Raw genomic sequence first — 15,675 nt, 5'->3', positions numbered from 1 at the left:
CATGGCCGACACCCTCCCCACCATCCTGCTCGTCGATGATGAAGAGCATTCCCTTGCCGCCATGCGCATGGCGCTGGAAGATGCTTTCGACTGCCTGACCGCAAACAGCGCGGATGCGGCGATGGCCTTGATGGAAGACAACTTCGTTCAGGTGATCTTCTGCGATCAGCGCATGCCGGGAAAGACGGGCGTCGAATTTCTCAGCCAGGTGCGGGACCGCTGGCCCGATACCGTTCGGATCATCATTACGGGCTATACCGAAACCAACGATATGATCTCTGCGATCAATGACGCGGGTATCTATCAGTTCCTCACCAAACCTTGGCACCCCGATCAGCTTATGATGACCGCCAAGAATGCCGCCGATCTCTTCCGTCTCAATCGCGATCACGAGCGTATGTCTCTGGAAATGCGGTATTTGTCGCGCACGGTGGAAACCAAGCTCGAAGAACAGCGCAAAGCGCTTCGCGAGGGCATGGGGTTCGAAAACGTGATGCGCGCGCCGAACTCGCCGCTGAACGCCGTGATCGCCCAAGCCCGCCAATTCGCAAGTTTCAACGTCCCCGTCCTTATCATCGGAGAGGCAGGGACGGGCAAAACCGCGCTCGCCCGCGCGATGCATTATTCGTCGCTCCGCTCGGAAAAACCGTTCTACGAAATCAATTGCCTAAGCGCCGATGACGACATTCTTGAAATCGAGCTCTTCGGCGCAAAGCGCGGTGCCATCGCGGGCCTTCAATCGAACAAGGCGGGGCTTTTGCAAAAGGCGGATCGCGGCACGATTTTTATCAACGGGATTTCCGAACTTTCCCCGCGCCTACAGCTCGAACTTTGCCGCGTTGCGACCGATGGTATGTTCCGCCCAGTCGGAAGCCACGAGATGGTGCGCACCGATGTGCGGATCATTGCAGGTTCGGATCGCGATTTGCGGATCGACGTGAACGATGGCCGCTTCCGCTCTGATCTCTACTATGCGCTCGCCCGCACCACGCTGCATGTGCTGCCGCTTCGCTCGCGGACCGAGGATCTCGCCCTCTTGGCGCAGAATTTCCTCTTCGAGGCCGCACGCATTCATGGCAAGCCCGTTCATGGTCTTTCGGACGATGCGATCCAGTTTCTGGCGGGTTATGATTGGCCCGGCAACCTGCGCGAACTTGAAAACGAAGTGACCCGCATGCTGATCTTTTCCCAAGACCCGATCCTTGGGCCCGAACTCATCAGCCGACATATCCTTCAGGCAAGCCCGATCTCGGATCGGTCCGATAGCTCGCTCGACATGGTGCTCGCTTCCGAGGGCACGCTCAAGGACCGCGTCGAAGAGGTCGAGATGCGCATCCTTCGCGAAACGCTCACGCGTTTGAAATGGAACAAGAGCCGCGCTGCGACCGAGCTTGGCCTAAGCCGCGTAGGCCTTCGGGCCAAGATAGATCGCTACGGAATAATTGAACCCAGCCGCGCCTGCGGCGACGCGTCGGAGGATTGAGGGATGTGTCTAGGAATTCCGGGTCAGATTGTGGCCCTCACCGACCCGAGCCGCATGATGGCGATGGCCGAGGTGTCGGGCGTCCGCCGCGAGGTGAACATCGCCCCGATCGTGACCGGCCACCTAGAGGATGTCGTCGGTAAATGGGCCCTCATCCATGTCGGCTTTGCCATGGCCGAGATCGACGAGGAAGAAGCCGCCAAGACACTCGAAGCGCTTCGCGGTCTGGGCGAGGCGCAAGAAACGCTCGAGGCGATGGCCGCAGGGGACGCCGCATTGGAGGGCCGCGCATGAAATACGCCGAGGAATTCCGCGACCCCAAGGCCGCCAAGGCGCTCTTGAACGAGATTGCCAAACTCGTGGGCGAGATCGGTGCCACCAAGGACAAGCCCGTCCACATCATGGAAATCTGCGGCGGCCACACGCATGCGATTTTCCGCTACGGCCTTGATAAACTCACCCCCGACGGGATCGAGTTCATCCACGGTCCGGGCTGTCCCGTTTGTGTTCTTCCCATGAGCCGCGTGGATGAATGTGTGACGCTCGCCGAGCGCCCCGAGGTGATCTTTACCACCTTCGGCGATGCGATGCGTGTCCCCGGTCGGCGCAAGTCGCTTCTTCAGGCCAAGGCGGATGGCGCGGACATCCGTATGGTCTATTCCCCTCTCGATGCGCTCGAACTTGCCCGCCGCAACCCTCAACGCGAGGTGGTCTTTTTCGGTCTCGGGTTTGAAACGACGACCCCCTCGACCGCGCTTTCGATCCAGCAGGCCGCGCGCGAGGGCCTCACCAACTTCAGCGTCTTTTGCAACCACATCACGGTTCCCCCGCCGATCAAGGCGCTTCTCGACGATCCGCATATGATCCTCGACGGTTTTGTCGGGCCGGGACATGTGTCCATGGTGATCGGCGTGCATCCCTATGACTTTATCGCAGAGGAGTATGGCAAACCCATCGTGGTCGCAGGCTTCGAACCGCTCGACCTTTTGCAGTCGGTCGTGATGGTGCTTCGGCAAATCCGAGATGGCCGCGCCGAGGTCGAGAACCAGTATTCCCGCGTTGTTCCCGAGCACGGCAACCCTGTCTCTCTTGCGGCGATCGAAGATGTTTACGAACGCCGCCCGAGCTTTGAATGGCGCGGCCTTGGCGAGATCGAGGAAAGCGGCCTTCGCATCCGCGAGAAATACGCCGCCTTTGACGCCGAGGCGAAGTTCGAAATCGGCTACGGAGCAGGTCCCCGCGAAACCGCCGAGGCCGAAGGCTGTGAATGCGGCGCGGTCATGACGGGTCGTCTCAAGCCTGTCCAATGCCCGCAATTCGGTCGCGGCTGCACACCCGAAATGCCGCTGGGCGCTCTTATGGTAAGCTCCGAAGGCGCCTGCGCGGCCTATTACCAATATGGCGGCGCGCGCGCCGTGGAGCCTGCGGAATGAACATGCTGAACCGAATGAAGCAAGACCGCGTCACGCTCGCCCATGGCGGCGGCGGCAAGGCCATGCGCGATCTGATCGAGGACGTTTTCACCTCGGTCTTTCAACCCGAAAGCATGGAAGATCAGGCGCGTCTTATGACCGATGCGCTTTTGGAAAAGGGCGCGCGTCTTGCCTTTACCACCGACAGTTTCGTCGTCGATCCCGTCGAATTTCCGGGTGGCGACATCGGCAAAATCGCGGTCTGCGGCACGGTCAATGATCTGGCGGTCGGGGGCGCGGTCCCGCTCTGGCTTTCGGCGGCGTTCATCATCGAAGAAGGCACCGAGGTCGCGCTTTTACGCCGTATCGTCGCCTCGATGAAGGCCGAAGCCGAGAAGGCGGGCGTCCGCATCGTGACGGGCGACACCAAGGTCGTCGGGCGCGGTAGCGCGGACAAGGTTTTTGTTACCACTTCGGGCGTCGGAGTGATCCCTGCGGGCCGTGATCTCTGTGCGTCCAACATCCAAGCGGGTGACGTTGCAATCGTCAACGGCGTGCTTGGCGATCACGGCGCTGCGATACTTGCGGCGCGTGGGGACATGGCGCTTTCAGCGGACATCGTTTCCGATTGTCAGGGCCTTGGCCATCTCATGGCCGCAGTGGCCGAGGCGTGCCCCGATCTTCGTGCTGCGCGGGACGCAACCCGAGGCGGCCTTGCATCGTCGCTCAACGAAATGGCCGAAGCCGCCGGCATCGCCATCGAGATCGAAGAAAGTCTTCTGCCCATTCGCACCGAGGTCAAAGGCATGTGCGAAATTCTCGGACTCGATCCGCTTTATCTCGCCAACGAAGGCACCTTGGTTCTCTTTGTTCCCGAAGCCCAAGCTGACGCCGCGCTCGAGGCCATGCGCTCGACTGACGCGGGCCGTGGCGCTGTGATCATCGGTCGGGCCAAGTCGGGCGAGGCGGGGCGCGTTACCATGCGCACGCTCTTTGGTGGCGCGCGGATCGTGGATATGCTGGTGGGTGAACAGCTTCCGCGGATCTGCTGACTTTAGGCTTGCTTCAATCTGATTGAACGAAAGCGATGGGCTCCCCCTCTGTCGTCCCGTCCTGAAAAGGAGTTAGATGCGGGCAACACGAGGGGAGATCACCACATGGACCGCTTCTACAACCGCGCCGACCTATTGGCTTTTGCAACATCGCTCTTGGTCAAAGAGGGGATGACCGAGGACAAGGCCGATGTCGTGGCCGAGCTTCTGGTTCAAACCGACGAGCTTGGCGTGACCACGCACGGCGTTTCCATGATCCCCTATTACATCCCCGAACTCCGCTCTGGGAACATGACGACAACGGGCGAGGTCACCGTGCTGAGCGACCGCCCCGTTGCGATGGTCTGGGACGGCAACTACCTCCCTGGTCACTGGATCATGAAACAGGCGCTCGACGTCTGCATCGACAAAGCCAAAGCGAGCGGCATGTCCGCGATGGCCATTCGGCGCAGCCACCACATCGGGTGTCTCTCGACCCTCACTCGCATCGCCGCCGATCAGGGTCTTGTCTGCTACATCGCGACCTCTGACCCTTCGGGCAAATGGGTCGCGCCCTATGGCGGGGTCGATCCCGTGCTGACGCCGAACCCTTGGGCGGTCGGCTATCCTGCCAAGGATCACCCCGTTCTGATCGACACCTGCGCTTCGATCACCACCGTTTCCAAGGTGCGTGAATACGTGAACTCGGGCCGCCAGTTCGATCACCAATGGATGCTTGATGGAGAGGGCAACCCGACCACTGATCCCAATGTGGTGAACCAGACCCCCAAGGGCACAATCCTTCCTGTCGGCGGGGCGGATCACGGGCACAAAGGCTTTGCCCAATCCCTCATGGTCGAAATGCTGACCCAAGCGCTTGCAGGCCATGGCCGTGTCGAATCTCCGACCCGTTGGGGCGCGAATGTCTTTATTCAGGTGATCGACCCCGAGGCCTTTGGCGGTCTTGGTGCCTTTACCGATCAGGTCGAGCATCTCAACGCGCTCTGCCGCGCTAGCCGCCCCGCCAAGGGCTTTACCCGTGTCCGCGTGCCGGGTGACCGCGCGTCCGAGGCACTGGCTCAGGTCGCAACCAAAGGCGTGCGCATCGTGGACGAGGTCTGGACCCGCCTGTCCGCCGCCGCGAAAGACGCAGGTCTCGAAATGCCGGAGCAACGCGCCTAGCTTTAGCATCGCTAAGGCAAACCTTCATTTTTCGGCGAATAACCGGCGTTTGATTAAGTCTTGCTTAATGATCTGTTTCATTAATCAAGATCGACCTGTGCCGTGACTTGAGGCAATTGTCCTGAAACGAATTCAGGAGGACCCCATGGCCGAGCAGCTCTCGCCCAAAGCGGGCAACAACGTGTCGCTCGAGCGCCGCGCATGGCAAATCCGCCGCAACGCGCTCTTGATGGGCGAGGTTCAGGGCCAAGGTTATATCGGTCAGGCCTTGGGCGTGGCCGACGTCCTTGCCGTATCCTATTTCCATGCCATGACCTATCGCGCCGAAGACCCCGAATGGGAGGGACGCGACCGCTTTCTTCTCTCCATCGGGCATTATGCCATCGCGCTCTACGCCGCCTTGATCGAGGCAGGCATTCTCCCCGAGGACGAGATCGAGACCTATGGCATGGACGAAAGCCGTATGCCGATGTCGGGCATGGCAAGCTATACGCCGGGAATGGAGATCACGGGCGGCTCGCTCGGGCAGGGGCTCGGGATCGCGGTCGGCGTCGCGCTTGGTCTCAAGCGCAAGGACAACCCCGCATTCGTCTATAACCTTCTGAGCGACGGAGAGCTTGGCGAAGGCTCCACATGGGAGGCCGTGATGTCCGCCGTCCAGTGGAAGCTGGATAACCTCATCGCCATCGTCGATTTCAACGACCAGCAAGCGGACGGCAAAAGCACCGATGCTCTCGCCTTTGGCGACGAGGGCGCGAAATGGGCCGCTTTCGGCTGGTTTGCCCAAACCGTGGACGGCAACGATATCCACGCGGTGAAAGAGGCGTTTGACGCCGCCCGTGCGGACACAAGCGACCGCCCGCGCGTCATCATCTGCAACACCAAAATGTGCAAAGGCGTGCCCTTCCTTGAAGAGCGCGACAAGACCCACTTTATCCGTGTCGAGGCTGATGAATGGGCCAAGGCCCTCGCGCATCTGGATCAGGAGATGCCCGCATGACCCATGCCGTCTTTGGCGCCCACTCGCGCCGTCAATCCAAATACATCGCCCGTGTCGCCGCCTCTCCCGAAGCCCGCATCGCCACCTCTGCGATGATTGCTTCTCTCGATGCCGAAGGACGCGACACGGTGTCCGCGCCCTTCGGTCAGGCACTCATCGACCTTGCCGCCGAACGGGACGACATCGTGGGGCTGTCCGCCGACCTATCGAAATACACCGACATGCATGTCTTTGCCGAAAAGCATCCCGACCGCTTTTACCAGATGGGCATGGCCGAACAGCTCTTGATCTCTGCTGCGGCAGGTCTCGCCAAAGAGGGCTTCACGCCCTTTGCGACGACCTATGCGGTTTTCGCCTCGCGCCGCGCCTATGACTTCATCGCCATGGCGATTGCCGAGGAAAACCTCCCCGTCAAAATCGTCTGCGCCTTGCCTGGACTGACCACGGGCTATGGCCCCAGCCACCAAGCAACCGAGGACCTCGCGATCTTTCGCGGGTTGCCGAATATGACGATCATCGACCCCTGCGATGCCGAGGACGTCTATCAGGCGACCCATGCCATCGCGGATCAGAGCGGCCCCGTTTACATGCGTCTTTTGCGCGGCAAGGTGCCGAATGTGCTGGGCGAATATGGTTACCAGTTCAAACTCGGCAAAGCCCAGTTGATCCACGACGGGGACGACGTGCTCTTTATCTCGACGGGCTTCATGACCATGCGCACCATCGACGCCGCAAAAGCACTTGCCAAAGACGGTGTGAGCGCGGCGGTGCTCCATGTGCCCACGATCAAGCCGCTCGATCTCGAAACCATCGCGGCCGAGGCGCAGCGCAAAGGCCGCTTGGTCATCACGGCCGAAAACCACACGATTATGGGTGGTCTCGGAGAAGCCGTCGGCGCAGGTCTCATGCGCCAAGGCGTCTTTGTCCCGTTCAAATCCATCGCATTGCCCGACGAATTTCTGGATGCAGGCGCTTTGCCGACCCTGCACGATCAATACGGAATTTCCGTGGGCGGTATCGTCACGAGCGTCAAGTCCTGGCTCTAAAGGAAAACAGAATGCAACTTCTCAAAGGTAAAACCGCAATCATCACCGGCGCCGCCTCCAAGCGCGGCCTCGGCAAGGCAACCGCCAAGCTTTTTGCCGAGCATGGCGCAAAAATCGCCATTTTCGATCTGAGCGCCGAAGCCGCTCAGGCCGCTGCCGCCGATCTTCCGGGTGAAGGCCACATCGGCCTTGCCTGCAATGTCACCGACAAAGCGGAATGCGACGCAGCCTCTGCCGCCGTCATCGGCACCTTCGGTCAGGTCGATATCCTCGTCAACAACGCAGGCATCACCCAGCCGCTCAAGATCATGGACATCGCGCCCGAGAACTATGACGCGGTGCTCGACGTGAATCTGCGTGGCACGCTTTACATGAGCCAAGCGCTTATCCCGCATATGAAATCGCGCAAGACAGGCTCCATCGTGAACCTTTCATCCGTCTCCGCCCAGCGCGGCGGCGGCATCTTCGGGGGCCCGCACTATTCAGCAGCCAAGGCGGGGATCCTCGGTCTCACCAAGGCGATGGCCCGCGAGCTTGCGCCGTTCAACGTGCGCTCCAACGCGATCTGTCCGGGCTTTATCGCAACCGACATCACGGGCGGCGCTTTGACCCCCGAGATGATGACCATGATCCTCGAAGGCATCCCGATGGGCCGCGCGGGCGAAGCGTCGGATGTGGCTGGTTGTGCGCTCTTCCTCGCATCCGAACTCTCTGCCTATGTCACAGGGTCCGAAGTCGACGTGAACGGCGGCTCGCTGATCCACTAAACCTGACTTGCGAATGAGAAGGGGCGCCCGAGAGCGCCCCTTTTTCGTTTAGACCTCGAGCAGCTTCTTCTGCTCTTCGCGGATCGCGAAAATATCGAGATCGTCTTTCACTTCCACATCATCGAGCGTCACAACCTGATCCTTCTTGATCGGGCGCCTGAGCTTGATGTGATGGGCAAGCCCGATAGGCAGCGCGTTCATCGGCACCGATACCGAGGCGGGGATCGCCTTGGCCCAGACCTTATAGCCGCCCTCACCGTCAAGGAACTCACCCGCACCGAAATCCCCTTTGGACGTTGCAACGGCATCCGCGCGATAATGGTCCGACGATCCCGTCGCTTCGCCACGCAGAACGGCCGAAAGAACCGAGACGCTCGTCTCGAGCCCGATGAGATGGAACGGACGCCACATCGAACCATACCAACCCGATTTATCGGTCAGCAAACCGTATTGCTGGAAACAAGCACGGGTGTATTCGTCTGGTGCTTTGAAGGTGACGAACATACCGTACTGGATGTTGTTCTGAACCACACGGCCATCGGGTTCGCGGCTCGCGGCAATGTCCACGATCCCGTTCTTTTCAAGCCGACCACCCTCCGAGACGGGTTTGAACACCGAAGCCAGATCATGAAGCCCTGACGGATGGAACCCGAGACCATCAACCGGACAATCCATGCCCGTGGCGTTCGCAACAGCTGCCATTTCGATGGCGGCCTTGGTGCCATCGGTGAACGAGTTGTACATCTTGGGGTTAAAGTCGCCTGCGGCCACCTCTTCTTCGGTCCATCCGAAATACCCCCAAACGGTGTCGGGTGTGGAATAGCGATAGGAGGGCGCAAAATTCATACCCTTGCCCGCCGACACCAACTCGAACCCGCAGGACTTTACCCAGTCGACCAGTTCGCAGATCGCCGCAGGCTGATCGCCATAGGCCATCGAATAGATCACGCCTTTTTCACGCGCCCGCGCCGCGAGATAGGGGCCGCACATCACGTCGGCTTCGACGTTCACCATGACCACGTGCTTTCCCGCCTCAATGGCCGCCAGCGCATGGCGTGTGCCCGCAAGCGGGTGGCCCGTCGCTTCGATGATGCATTCGATGCCGTCGAAATCGAAGAGATCCTGCGCGTTGTCGGTCACGAAAGTCTTGCCGCTGTCATAGGCATCGCCCAACGATTTTGCGCTGTATTGGTCCTCTTCCCAATGGACGCGCTTGAGCGATTGGCGGGCCTTACCCTTGTCGAGGTCCGCAATGCCGACGACGTGATAGCCTTTGATATGCTTGGCCTGAGCAAGGATCATCGATCCGAACTTTCCCGCGCCGACAAGCCCGATCCGAACGGGTTTGCCCTCGGCAGCGCGAGCGGCAAGCATGTGAGAGAGGTTCATTTAAGTGACTCCATACGATTTAAACAAAAGAAAACCCGCGGCCTTCGGGCTGCGGGCGAGGGTTTATCCCGAGGCAAGATCCAGATCCGTAACCTTCAGGCTGTGACGAGAGACGATCGCCTCTACATCGGCATTATGATCGACGACCTGTTGCTCGACCCAACCGAGGAACGAGCGGACGGGCCGTCGTTGGAGATTTCGTGCGGGACAGATCGCCCAATAGGCAGGGAACCGCAGCACAGGCAGATCTGGGAACACAGGCACAAGCCGTCCCTCTGCGACCTCTTGCGCCGTCAGGGCCAGCGACTCGAGCACGATACCCGCCCCGTCGAGGGCCAGTTGGATCGCCATACTGGACCGATCCATCAAAATGGACTGGCTCTTGGGCGAAACGGGAAGTTTGCTCTGCTTGCACCAATCGTCCCAACGACAGATGGCCCTTGCGCTGTCGATCAGCCGCGCCTTGTCGATCATCTCCTGGGCTGTATTCCCCTTGAGCTGACGGAAGTAATCGGGGCTACAAAGCGGCAGGATGTGATCCGACAGGATCGGCTGCGCGTGATAGCCCGGCCACATCCCGATACCATAGCGGATATCAAGCTCGATCGTCTCGCGGTCAAAGTCCGAAGGATCGGGCGCGGCATCCACATGGAGTTCGAGCGTCGGATGCTTGTCGAGAAAATCGGCCAGACGCGGGCCGAGCCAGCGCACGCCGAAACTCGGCGTGACCCGAAGATTGAGCCTGAGCGGTTCGTGCACACGGCCCAGATCGCGCTGCGCCTCCAACAGGGCACGGATCGCCGACGAAGACGTCTGGAAAAGCTGGTTCCCCTCGAAGGTAAGCCGCACCGCCCGCCCGTCACGGCGAAAGAGCTTCACCCCGAGCTGCTGCTCCAGAAGTTTGATCTGTTGGCTGACCGCCGAGGGTGAAACGCAAAGCTCTTCGGCGGCGCGGGTGATCGTGCCCCGCCGCGCCACCGACTCAAAATAGAGAAAGGCGTTCAGGTTCACAGTGCGTGACATACCCTTGCCTCCATGATCCTGAACCCCTGTCCTTACTTGGCCGCGACAGCGGTCTGGCGCTGGTGGCCGAGACCTTCGATCTCGAGCTCCATCACATCCCCGGGCTTGAGGAAGCGCTGCGGCTTCATGCCCATGCCAACGCCCGACGGAGTGCCTGTCGCGATGATGTCACCGGGCTGCAATTCCATGAACTGGCTCATGTAGGAAATGATCTGGCGCACGGTGAAAATCATGTCGTTGGTGTTCGAGTCCTGAACCACCTCACCGTTAAGAGAAAGTTTAAGATCAAGCACCTGCGGATCGGGGATTTCATCCGCCGTGACAAGATAGGGACCCGTCGGACCAAAGGTCGGCGCCGACTTGCCCTTGACCCACTGGCCGCCGCGTTCGATCTGGAACGCCCGTTCGGACATATCGTTGATGACGCAATACCCCGCCACGTAATCGAGAGCGTCCTCTTCGCTCACATAGAGCGCGGTCTTGCCGATCACGACACCAAGCTCGACCTCCCAGTCGGACTTTTCCGAATTGCGCGGGATGATCACGTCGTCATTGGGACCACAGAGCGCCGAAGTCGCCTTGTTGAACATGATGGGTTCCGCAGGCACCGCCATGCCGCTTTCGGCGGCGTGTTTGGCATAGTTCAAACCAATGCAGAAAAAGTTCGGAACGCGGGCAACGCAGCTTCCGTAACGGTCGATATTCTCGACAACGGGCAGGGTGCTTTCATCAAGCGCGCGGATCCGTGCAATCGCCTCGAGCGAGATATTCGCGCCCTCGAAATCGGGCACGACACCCGAAAGATCGCGCACTTTTCCGTCCGAGCCGAGCAGTCCCGGCTTTTCCTGACCCTTGGGGCCGAAACGAAGGAGTTTCATTTATTCTCTCCGACTGAAGTTGAGGTTTTGCGTTCTTCGGCTTCTCGATCCAGAGCGTTGGACACGTCCCTAAAGAGATTGCCGAGGTGATTTTGGATGGCTTTCTTTACCGCATCGGGATCGCGCTTGAGCAACGCGTCGACAATCGCCCGATGCTCCCGAATGAGCCGTTTGCGGTTCGGATCAAGGCTCGCGGCAAGAAAACGCGCGCGCCAGAGCCGTTGGAGATAGGTGCGATATGTCTCGACAAGCGCCCCGTTGTGCGAGGCTTTCACGACCGCGATGTGAAAGGACATATCGATTTCGAACATGTCGATGGCGTCGGTGCTGTCGAATTGCGCGGCCATCGTTTCCGCAATTCCTGCAATTCGTCCGAGGTCGTCGTCGGTCGCATTCTTGCACGCAAGCTCGGCCGAAAGATTTTCCAGAACCACCAAAAGCCGGATCTGGTCGGCGACCACCTGCTTGCTTTGATTCGCAACAATCGGGCTCCGAGAGGGGCGCAATTCCACCAAACCTTCGTTCCCGAGAAGACGAATCGCTTCGCGCATCGGGGTTCGGCTGACCCCCATTTTGCAGGCAAAATCCCGTTCCTTTATCGCATCACCAGGACGCAGACGTCCGCGCAGAATGTCCTTGCGTAGTTCGTTCGCGATACTGATCGACAGGTTTTCTTCCACGCTCCCTCGCCACGTGAGCTTTGTTTCCAAAGAGATGGGGCCGAGCTCCTCCTTCGCCCCTCATCCTGAAGTTAGGCTACAGCGCATTAAATGAATTTGGTATACCAAAATGTGTTGATTGTGAGGAGAATGGCCGCTAGCGTTCATTCCAGATGGTATACCATCTCGGAAAGCGCGTTTGAGGAAACGCAAAAACGAAACGGTGGTTCACGGCCACCAAGGGAGGAAAAAACCTAATGAAACTTTCCAAGATTCTTATGACTGCAGGTGCTGCTGCGCTTCTCGCAGGTGCTGCATCGGCAGACCCGATCACCCTGCGTATCCAGACGCACTATGCAACCGAACACCCCACCGGCAAGCGCCTTGCCGAGTTCGTCGATGACGTTCAGACCATGTCGAACGGCGATATCACCATCGAGATGTTCTATTCGTCCTCGGTCGTTGCGACCACGGAAACCTTCGACGCTGCGATCAACGGCATTCTTGATTGCGACGCGACGGGCGGTGCCTATCAGACCGGCAAGAACCCCGCGTTCCAGTTCGTCGGCGACATCATGGGCGGCTATGACACCCCGTGGCAGCAGTATTCGTGGCTCTATCATGGTGACGGCTATGCCGCCGCTCAGGAGCTTTACAATGCCCAGAACATGCAGCTGATCGGCTGGTCGATCTACGGTCAGGAATCGCTCTCGTCCTCCAAGCCGCTCGCTGGCTTCGAAGACCTCAAGGGCTGGAAGTTCCGTTCGCCTCCGGGCATGGAAACCGAAATCTTCCAGGAACTCGGCGCATCGCCGATCGTGATGGACTTCACCGAAATCTTTACCGCTCTTGAAACCGGTATCATCGACGGTGCAGACGCTTCGGGTCTTGCAAACAACGTCGGTCTCGGCCTCTACGACATCGTCAAGCACGCAACCTATCCCGGCTTCCACTCGATGCCGTCGGACCACCTTGCTTGTAACCTCGACGTCTGGAACGGCATGACCGAAACCCAGCGCCGCATCATCGACACCGCATGGCAGAAGCTCTCCTTCCAGATCGCTCTCTACAACGAGAAAGCAAACTCGGAAGCCGCAGCCGCTCTGACCGAAGCAGGCGTGACCCTCTACAACTGGTCGGCCGAAGACCGCGCTGCCTTCCGTCAGGCTGCTCAGGTTGCTTGGGAAGACTGGGGCACCCGTTCGCCCGAAGCCGGTGCGATCCTCGAGAGCCACAAGAGCTATCTCAAGGCCCTCGGCCTTCTGAACTAAGCCCAAAGACTTCGCGTCTTTGATTTTCGATGGCTCCCCGATCACGGGGGGCCATCTTCAAACTAAAACCAGACCTATCTGGTTTCGGGAGGGTTCATGGAAAAGGAAAGCGTTTGGCTCGGCTCGTTTCGCAAGCCGGTCCGTATGATCGCTATCGCATCGACCGCCGTATCCATCCTTGTTTACGCGTGGTTGGTCATTAACAAACTGTTTGTTGCTGACGCCCTTGGCATGCACGAGATGATCCGCCCCGAAGGGCATCCGATCGTCTCTGTGATGCTGATCAGCCTCTTTGTCGCCATCGTCTCGGCAGGTGTCTATCTCTCCGACGAAGTCGGAATGATCGAAGACAAACCCGATGGCTTTTTCGATATTTTCTCGCTCGTCATCTCGCGCATCGCGATGATCATGATCGCGATGATCGTGCTCGTGATGTTCTACGAAGTGGTGTCCCGCTACGTCTTCTCGCGCCCGACGCTCTGGGCGAACGAGCTGTCTCTTTGGATTGCGGCCTTCGTGCTTTTGTTCGCGGGGCTCTACGCCATGCAACAGCGCAGCCACATCCGCATCTATGTCATCTACGACATGATGCCCCGCTGGATGCAAAAGACCGCTGACGTGATTTCGCTGGCTTTGCTCCTTGCCTTCACCTTTGCGCTGGTCTGGGGCGGCTATGCCGACGCCAAAACCCGCCTCTTGCGGATGGAGACCTTCGGCACCGCGTGGGACCCACCCATTCCGGGCGTGGTCAAGCCCGCAATCCTCATTCTTATCGTGCTCGTGTCCGTTCAGGCCATCTCGAACCTGATTGCCGACTGGAACAAAGAGCCCCACTCCGGTGGTGAAGAGGTCGATGAGACCGAGATCGAAATGATCCGCCGGACGCTGGAGGACTAAATGGAATTCCTAGAACTTTTCTCATGGATGAAGGTGGGCGACGTAGGCACGCTCAGCCTCTTCCTTCTGCTCGGCATGTTCGCACTTCTTGCGATCGGCATGCCGCTCGGTTTTGCTTCGGCATTCCTCGCGGTCATGGTGCTCGTGATGAAATTCGGCCCCGAGCTTTTGTTCCGCGACTTCGGCAAAGGTCCGCTCTCGGTTCTAGGTCAGGCGGTCTATCGCCAGATGACGAACTATGTGCTCATCTCGGTGCCGCTCTTTATCTTTATGGCCGCTTTGCTCGAACGATCTGGTATCGCCAAGGACATGTATAGCTCGCTCAACGTCTGGCTCAGCCGGATGCGCGGCGGTATCGCCATCGTGACTTCGATCATGGCGGTGATCATGGCGGCAATGTCGGGTATCATCGGCGGTGAAGTGGTTCTCTTGGGCCTCATCGCACTGCCCCAGATGCTCCGTCTCGGCTATAACCAGAACCTCGCCATCGGCACGATCTGTGCGTCGGGCTCGCTCGGCACCATGATCCCTCCGTCGATCGTTCTGATCTTCTACGGCCTCGTGACCGAAACCTCGATCAAGGCGCTCTTTACCGCTTCGTTCCTGCCGGGCTTCATGCTGGCTTCGTTCTTCATCATCTACATTCTCGTGCGCACCCGCATGGATCATTCCCTTGCGCCGCTGCCGCCCGTCGATCCGACAGCTCCCGAGGGGCGCGAAAAGGGGCTGATGTTCCTTGGCTTCCTGTCCAAGTTCACGCTCTACGCCTCTGCCGCTTTGCTCGTCCGTGCTCTGTTCTTCACCGTCATGGGACAGAACAAAGTGATCGAAGGCGTCGATCCCATCGCACTCGGCATGGTCTCCGACATTCCCTATCTCGTCGGTGCGTTTGTGCTCTCCTTTGTCACGATGCGTTTTGTCGTCGGCAAGGAGCGCGTGGACACGGGCTGGGAAATGGGCAAAGGCCTCGTCGCTCCGATCATCGTCATCGGCGTTGTGCTCGGTTCGATCTACATGGGCATCACAGGCATCACAGAGGCAGCAGGCATGGGCGTTGTCGCCGTCTTCATGATCAGCCTCCTGCGCGGCGAGATGACCTTCCTAATCGTCTGGGACAGCTTGATGCGCACGCTCAAGTCCACGGGCACGATCATCTGGGTGACCATCGGGGCTTCGGCGCTTGCCGCCGCCTATACCCTCGCAGGGGGTCCGACCTATGTTGCCAACCTGATCGTTGCGGCGGAACTTCCCACGATGGGCATCATCCTCGTGATGATGGTGATCTTCCTGATCATGGGGATGTTCATGGACTGGATCGGCATCGTTCTTTTGATCATGCCTGTGTTCCTTCCGATCGTGCTCAAGCTTCCCGTCGAAGAAATCGGCGTCCTTGGAAACCTTGATCCCAAGCATGTTTCGATCTGGTTCGGCGTGGTGTTCTGTATGAACATGCAGGTGAGCTTCCTCTCGCCGCCCTTCGGCCCCGCAGCCTTCTATCTCAAGTCTGTGGCTCCGGCGCATATCTCGCTGACCGACATCTTCCGTGGTTTCTTGCCCTTCATGGTGCTCCAGCTGACCGCGCTGGGTGTGCTTCTGGTCTGGCCGCCGATCGTATCGATCTTCCTCTAGGATCACCC

15 protein-coding genes are annotated in these 15,675 nt (G+C 59.3%); 11 read left to right on the top strand and 4 right to left on the bottom strand.

Features of this window, described 5'->3' with window-relative positions; translation table 11 throughout:
• Nucleotide 1 precedes the first annotated feature (1 nt).
• The 8 genes from QQG91_RS12175 to QQG91_RS12140 all read left to right on the top strand — a co-directional run bounded on the left by QQG91_RS12175 (nucleotide 2) and on the right by QQG91_RS12140 (nucleotide 7,921).
• A complete protein-coding gene (locus tag QQG91_RS12175; RefSeq protein ID WP_285770496.1) occupies nucleotides 2-1,483 on the top strand; it encodes a sigma-54-dependent transcriptional regulator in 1,482 nt (493 codons plus the stop codon).
• Nucleotides 1,484-1,486: 3 nt separating this feature from the next.
• Complete coding sequence (gene hypC, locus QQG91_RS12170) at nucleotides 1,487-1,777, top strand: HypC/HybG/HupF family hydrogenase formation chaperone (RefSeq protein ID WP_285770495.1); 291 nt, start codon at nucleotides 1,487-1,489, stop codon at nucleotides 1,775-1,777.
• Nucleotides 1,774-2,916, top strand: a complete 1,143-nt coding sequence (gene hypD / locus QQG91_RS12165) for a hydrogenase formation protein HypD (protein ID WP_285770494.1) — start codon at nucleotides 1,774-1,776, stop codon at nucleotides 2,914-2,916. The genes hypC and hypD overlap by 4 nt, the downstream gene beginning before the upstream one ends.
• Complete coding sequence (hypE, locus tag QQG91_RS12160) at nucleotides 2,913-3,947, top strand: hydrogenase expression/formation protein HypE (protein WP_285770493.1); 1,035 nt, start codon at nucleotides 2,913-2,915, stop codon at nucleotides 3,945-3,947. Before hypD ends, hypE begins: the two co-directional genes overlap by 4 nt.
• A gap of 105 nt (nucleotides 3,948-4,052) precedes the next feature.
• Nucleotides 4,053-5,108, top strand: coding sequence for an Ldh family oxidoreductase (locus QQG91_RS12155; protein WP_285770492.1), 1,056 nt, complete (start codon nucleotides 4,053-4,055; stop codon nucleotides 5,106-5,108).
• 145 nt (nucleotides 5,109-5,253) lie between these two features.
• On the top strand, nucleotides 5,254-6,108 hold the full coding sequence (locus tag QQG91_RS12150) for a transketolase (RefSeq protein WP_285770491.1): 855 nt from the start codon (nucleotides 5,254-5,256) through the stop codon (nucleotides 6,106-6,108).
• Entirely contained in the window at nucleotides 6,105-7,154 is a 1,050-nt protein-coding gene (locus QQG91_RS12145; protein WP_285770490.1) for a transketolase family protein, read from the top strand. The genes QQG91_RS12150 and QQG91_RS12145 overlap by 4 nt, the downstream gene beginning before the upstream one ends.
• Nucleotides 7,155-7,165: 11 nt before the next feature.
• On the top strand, nucleotides 7,166-7,921 hold the full coding sequence (locus QQG91_RS12140; RefSeq protein ID WP_285770489.1) for an SDR family NAD(P)-dependent oxidoreductase: 756 nt from the start codon (nucleotides 7,166-7,168) through the stop codon (nucleotides 7,919-7,921).
• A 48-nt stretch (nucleotides 7,922-7,969) separates the two neighbouring features.
• Here QQG91_RS12140 and QQG91_RS12135 read toward each other — a convergent pair whose 3' ends face one another.
• The 4 genes from QQG91_RS12135 to QQG91_RS12120 form a co-directional block, all read right to left on the bottom strand.
• Nucleotides 7,970-9,310, bottom strand: a complete 1,341-nt coding sequence (locus tag QQG91_RS12135) for an NAD(P)H-dependent oxidoreductase (RefSeq protein WP_285770488.1) — start codon at nucleotides 9,308-9,310, stop codon at nucleotides 7,970-7,972.
• A 63-nt stretch (nucleotides 9,311-9,373) separates the two neighbouring features.
• The gene (locus QQG91_RS12130; RefSeq protein WP_285770487.1) at nucleotides 9,374-10,333 is read right to left on the bottom strand and encodes a LysR substrate-binding domain-containing protein; all 960 of its coding nucleotides are present in this window, start codon (nucleotides 10,331-10,333) and stop codon (nucleotides 9,374-9,376) included.
• Nucleotides 10,334-10,365: 32 nt separating this feature from the next.
• Nucleotides 10,366-11,211 carry a fumarylacetoacetate hydrolase family protein gene (locus QQG91_RS12125; RefSeq protein WP_285770486.1) on the bottom strand — a complete coding sequence of 282 codons (846 nt, stop codon included), beginning with the start codon at nucleotides 11,209-11,211 and terminating at the stop codon, nucleotides 10,366-10,368.
• Entirely contained in the window at nucleotides 11,208-11,891 is a 684-nt protein-coding gene (locus QQG91_RS12120) for a GntR family transcriptional regulator (protein WP_285770485.1), read from the bottom strand. Before QQG91_RS12120 ends, QQG91_RS12125 begins: the two co-directional genes overlap by 4 nt.
• 236 nt (nucleotides 11,892-12,127) lie before the next feature.
• Between QQG91_RS12120 and QQG91_RS12115 the strand changes: the two genes are divergently transcribed.
• The 3 genes from QQG91_RS12115 (at nucleotide 12,128) to QQG91_RS12105 (ending at nucleotide 15,667) form a co-directional block, all read left to right on the top strand.
• On the top strand, nucleotides 12,128-13,141 hold the full coding sequence (locus QQG91_RS12115; protein ID WP_285770484.1) for a TRAP transporter substrate-binding protein: 1,014 nt from the start codon (nucleotides 12,128-12,130) through the stop codon (nucleotides 13,139-13,141).
• A gap of 96 nt (nucleotides 13,142-13,237) precedes the next feature.
• A complete protein-coding gene (locus QQG91_RS12110; protein WP_285770483.1) occupies nucleotides 13,238-14,038 on the top strand; it encodes a TRAP transporter small permease subunit in 801 nt (266 codons plus the stop codon).
• Complete coding sequence (locus QQG91_RS12105) at nucleotides 14,039-15,667, top strand: TRAP transporter large permease (protein ID WP_285770482.1); 1,629 nt, start codon at nucleotides 14,039-14,041, stop codon at nucleotides 15,665-15,667.
• Nucleotides 15,668-15,675 lie beyond the last annotated feature (8 nt).

The sequence above is a fragment of the Marivivens sp. LCG002 genome, assembly GCF_030264275.1.
Taxonomy (GTDB): domain Bacteria; phylum Pseudomonadota; class Alphaproteobacteria; order Rhodobacterales; family Rhodobacteraceae; genus Marivivens.
This window is presented reverse-complemented; position numbering and strand designations above follow the sequence as displayed.

What these genes read in the sequence shown, in the direction of transcription:
- hypD (WP_285770494.1), top strand. Translation starts at nt 1,774, where the DNA reads ATGAAATACGCCGAGGAATTCCGCGACCCCAAGGCCGCCAAGGCGCTC.
- QQG91_RS12135 (WP_285770488.1), bottom strand. Translation starts at nt 9,310, where the DNA reads ATGAACCTCTCTCACATGCTTGCCGCTCGCGCTGCCGAGGGCAAACCC.
- hypC (WP_285770495.1), top strand. Translation starts at nt 1,487, where the DNA reads ATGTGTCTAGGAATTCCGGGTCAGATTGTGGCCCTCACCGACCCGAGC.
- QQG91_RS12140 (WP_285770489.1), top strand. Translation starts at nt 7,166, where the DNA reads ATGCAACTTCTCAAAGGTAAAACCGCAATCATCACCGGCGCCGCCTCC.
- QQG91_RS12150 (WP_285770491.1), top strand. Translation starts at nt 5,254, where the DNA reads ATGGCCGAGCAGCTCTCGCCCAAAGCGGGCAACAACGTGTCGCTCGAG.
- QQG91_RS12125 (WP_285770486.1), bottom strand. Translation starts at nt 11,211, where the DNA reads ATGAAACTCCTTCGTTTCGGCCCCAAGGGTCAGGAAAAGCCGGGACTG.
- QQG91_RS12175 (WP_285770496.1), top strand. Translation starts at nt 2, where the DNA reads ATGGCCGACACCCTCCCCACCATCCTGCTCGTCGATGATGAAGAGCAT.
- QQG91_RS12130 (WP_285770487.1), bottom strand. Translation starts at nt 10,333, where the DNA reads ATGTCACGCACTGTGAACCTGAACGCCTTTCTCTATTTTGAGTCGGTG.
- QQG91_RS12155 (WP_285770492.1), top strand. Translation starts at nt 4,053, where the DNA reads ATGGACCGCTTCTACAACCGCGCCGACCTATTGGCTTTTGCAACATCG.
- QQG91_RS12145 (WP_285770490.1), top strand. Translation starts at nt 6,105, where the DNA reads ATGACCCATGCCGTCTTTGGCGCCCACTCGCGCCGTCAATCCAAATAC.
- QQG91_RS12110 (WP_285770483.1), top strand. Translation starts at nt 13,238, where the DNA reads ATGGAAAAGGAAAGCGTTTGGCTCGGCTCGTTTCGCAAGCCGGTCCGT.
- QQG91_RS12105 (WP_285770482.1), top strand. Translation starts at nt 14,039, where the DNA reads ATGGAATTCCTAGAACTTTTCTCATGGATGAAGGTGGGCGACGTAGGC.
- hypE (WP_285770493.1), top strand. Translation starts at nt 2,913, where the DNA reads ATGAACATGCTGAACCGAATGAAGCAAGACCGCGTCACGCTCGCCCAT.
- QQG91_RS12115 (WP_285770484.1), top strand. Translation starts at nt 12,128, where the DNA reads ATGAAACTTTCCAAGATTCTTATGACTGCAGGTGCTGCTGCGCTTCTC.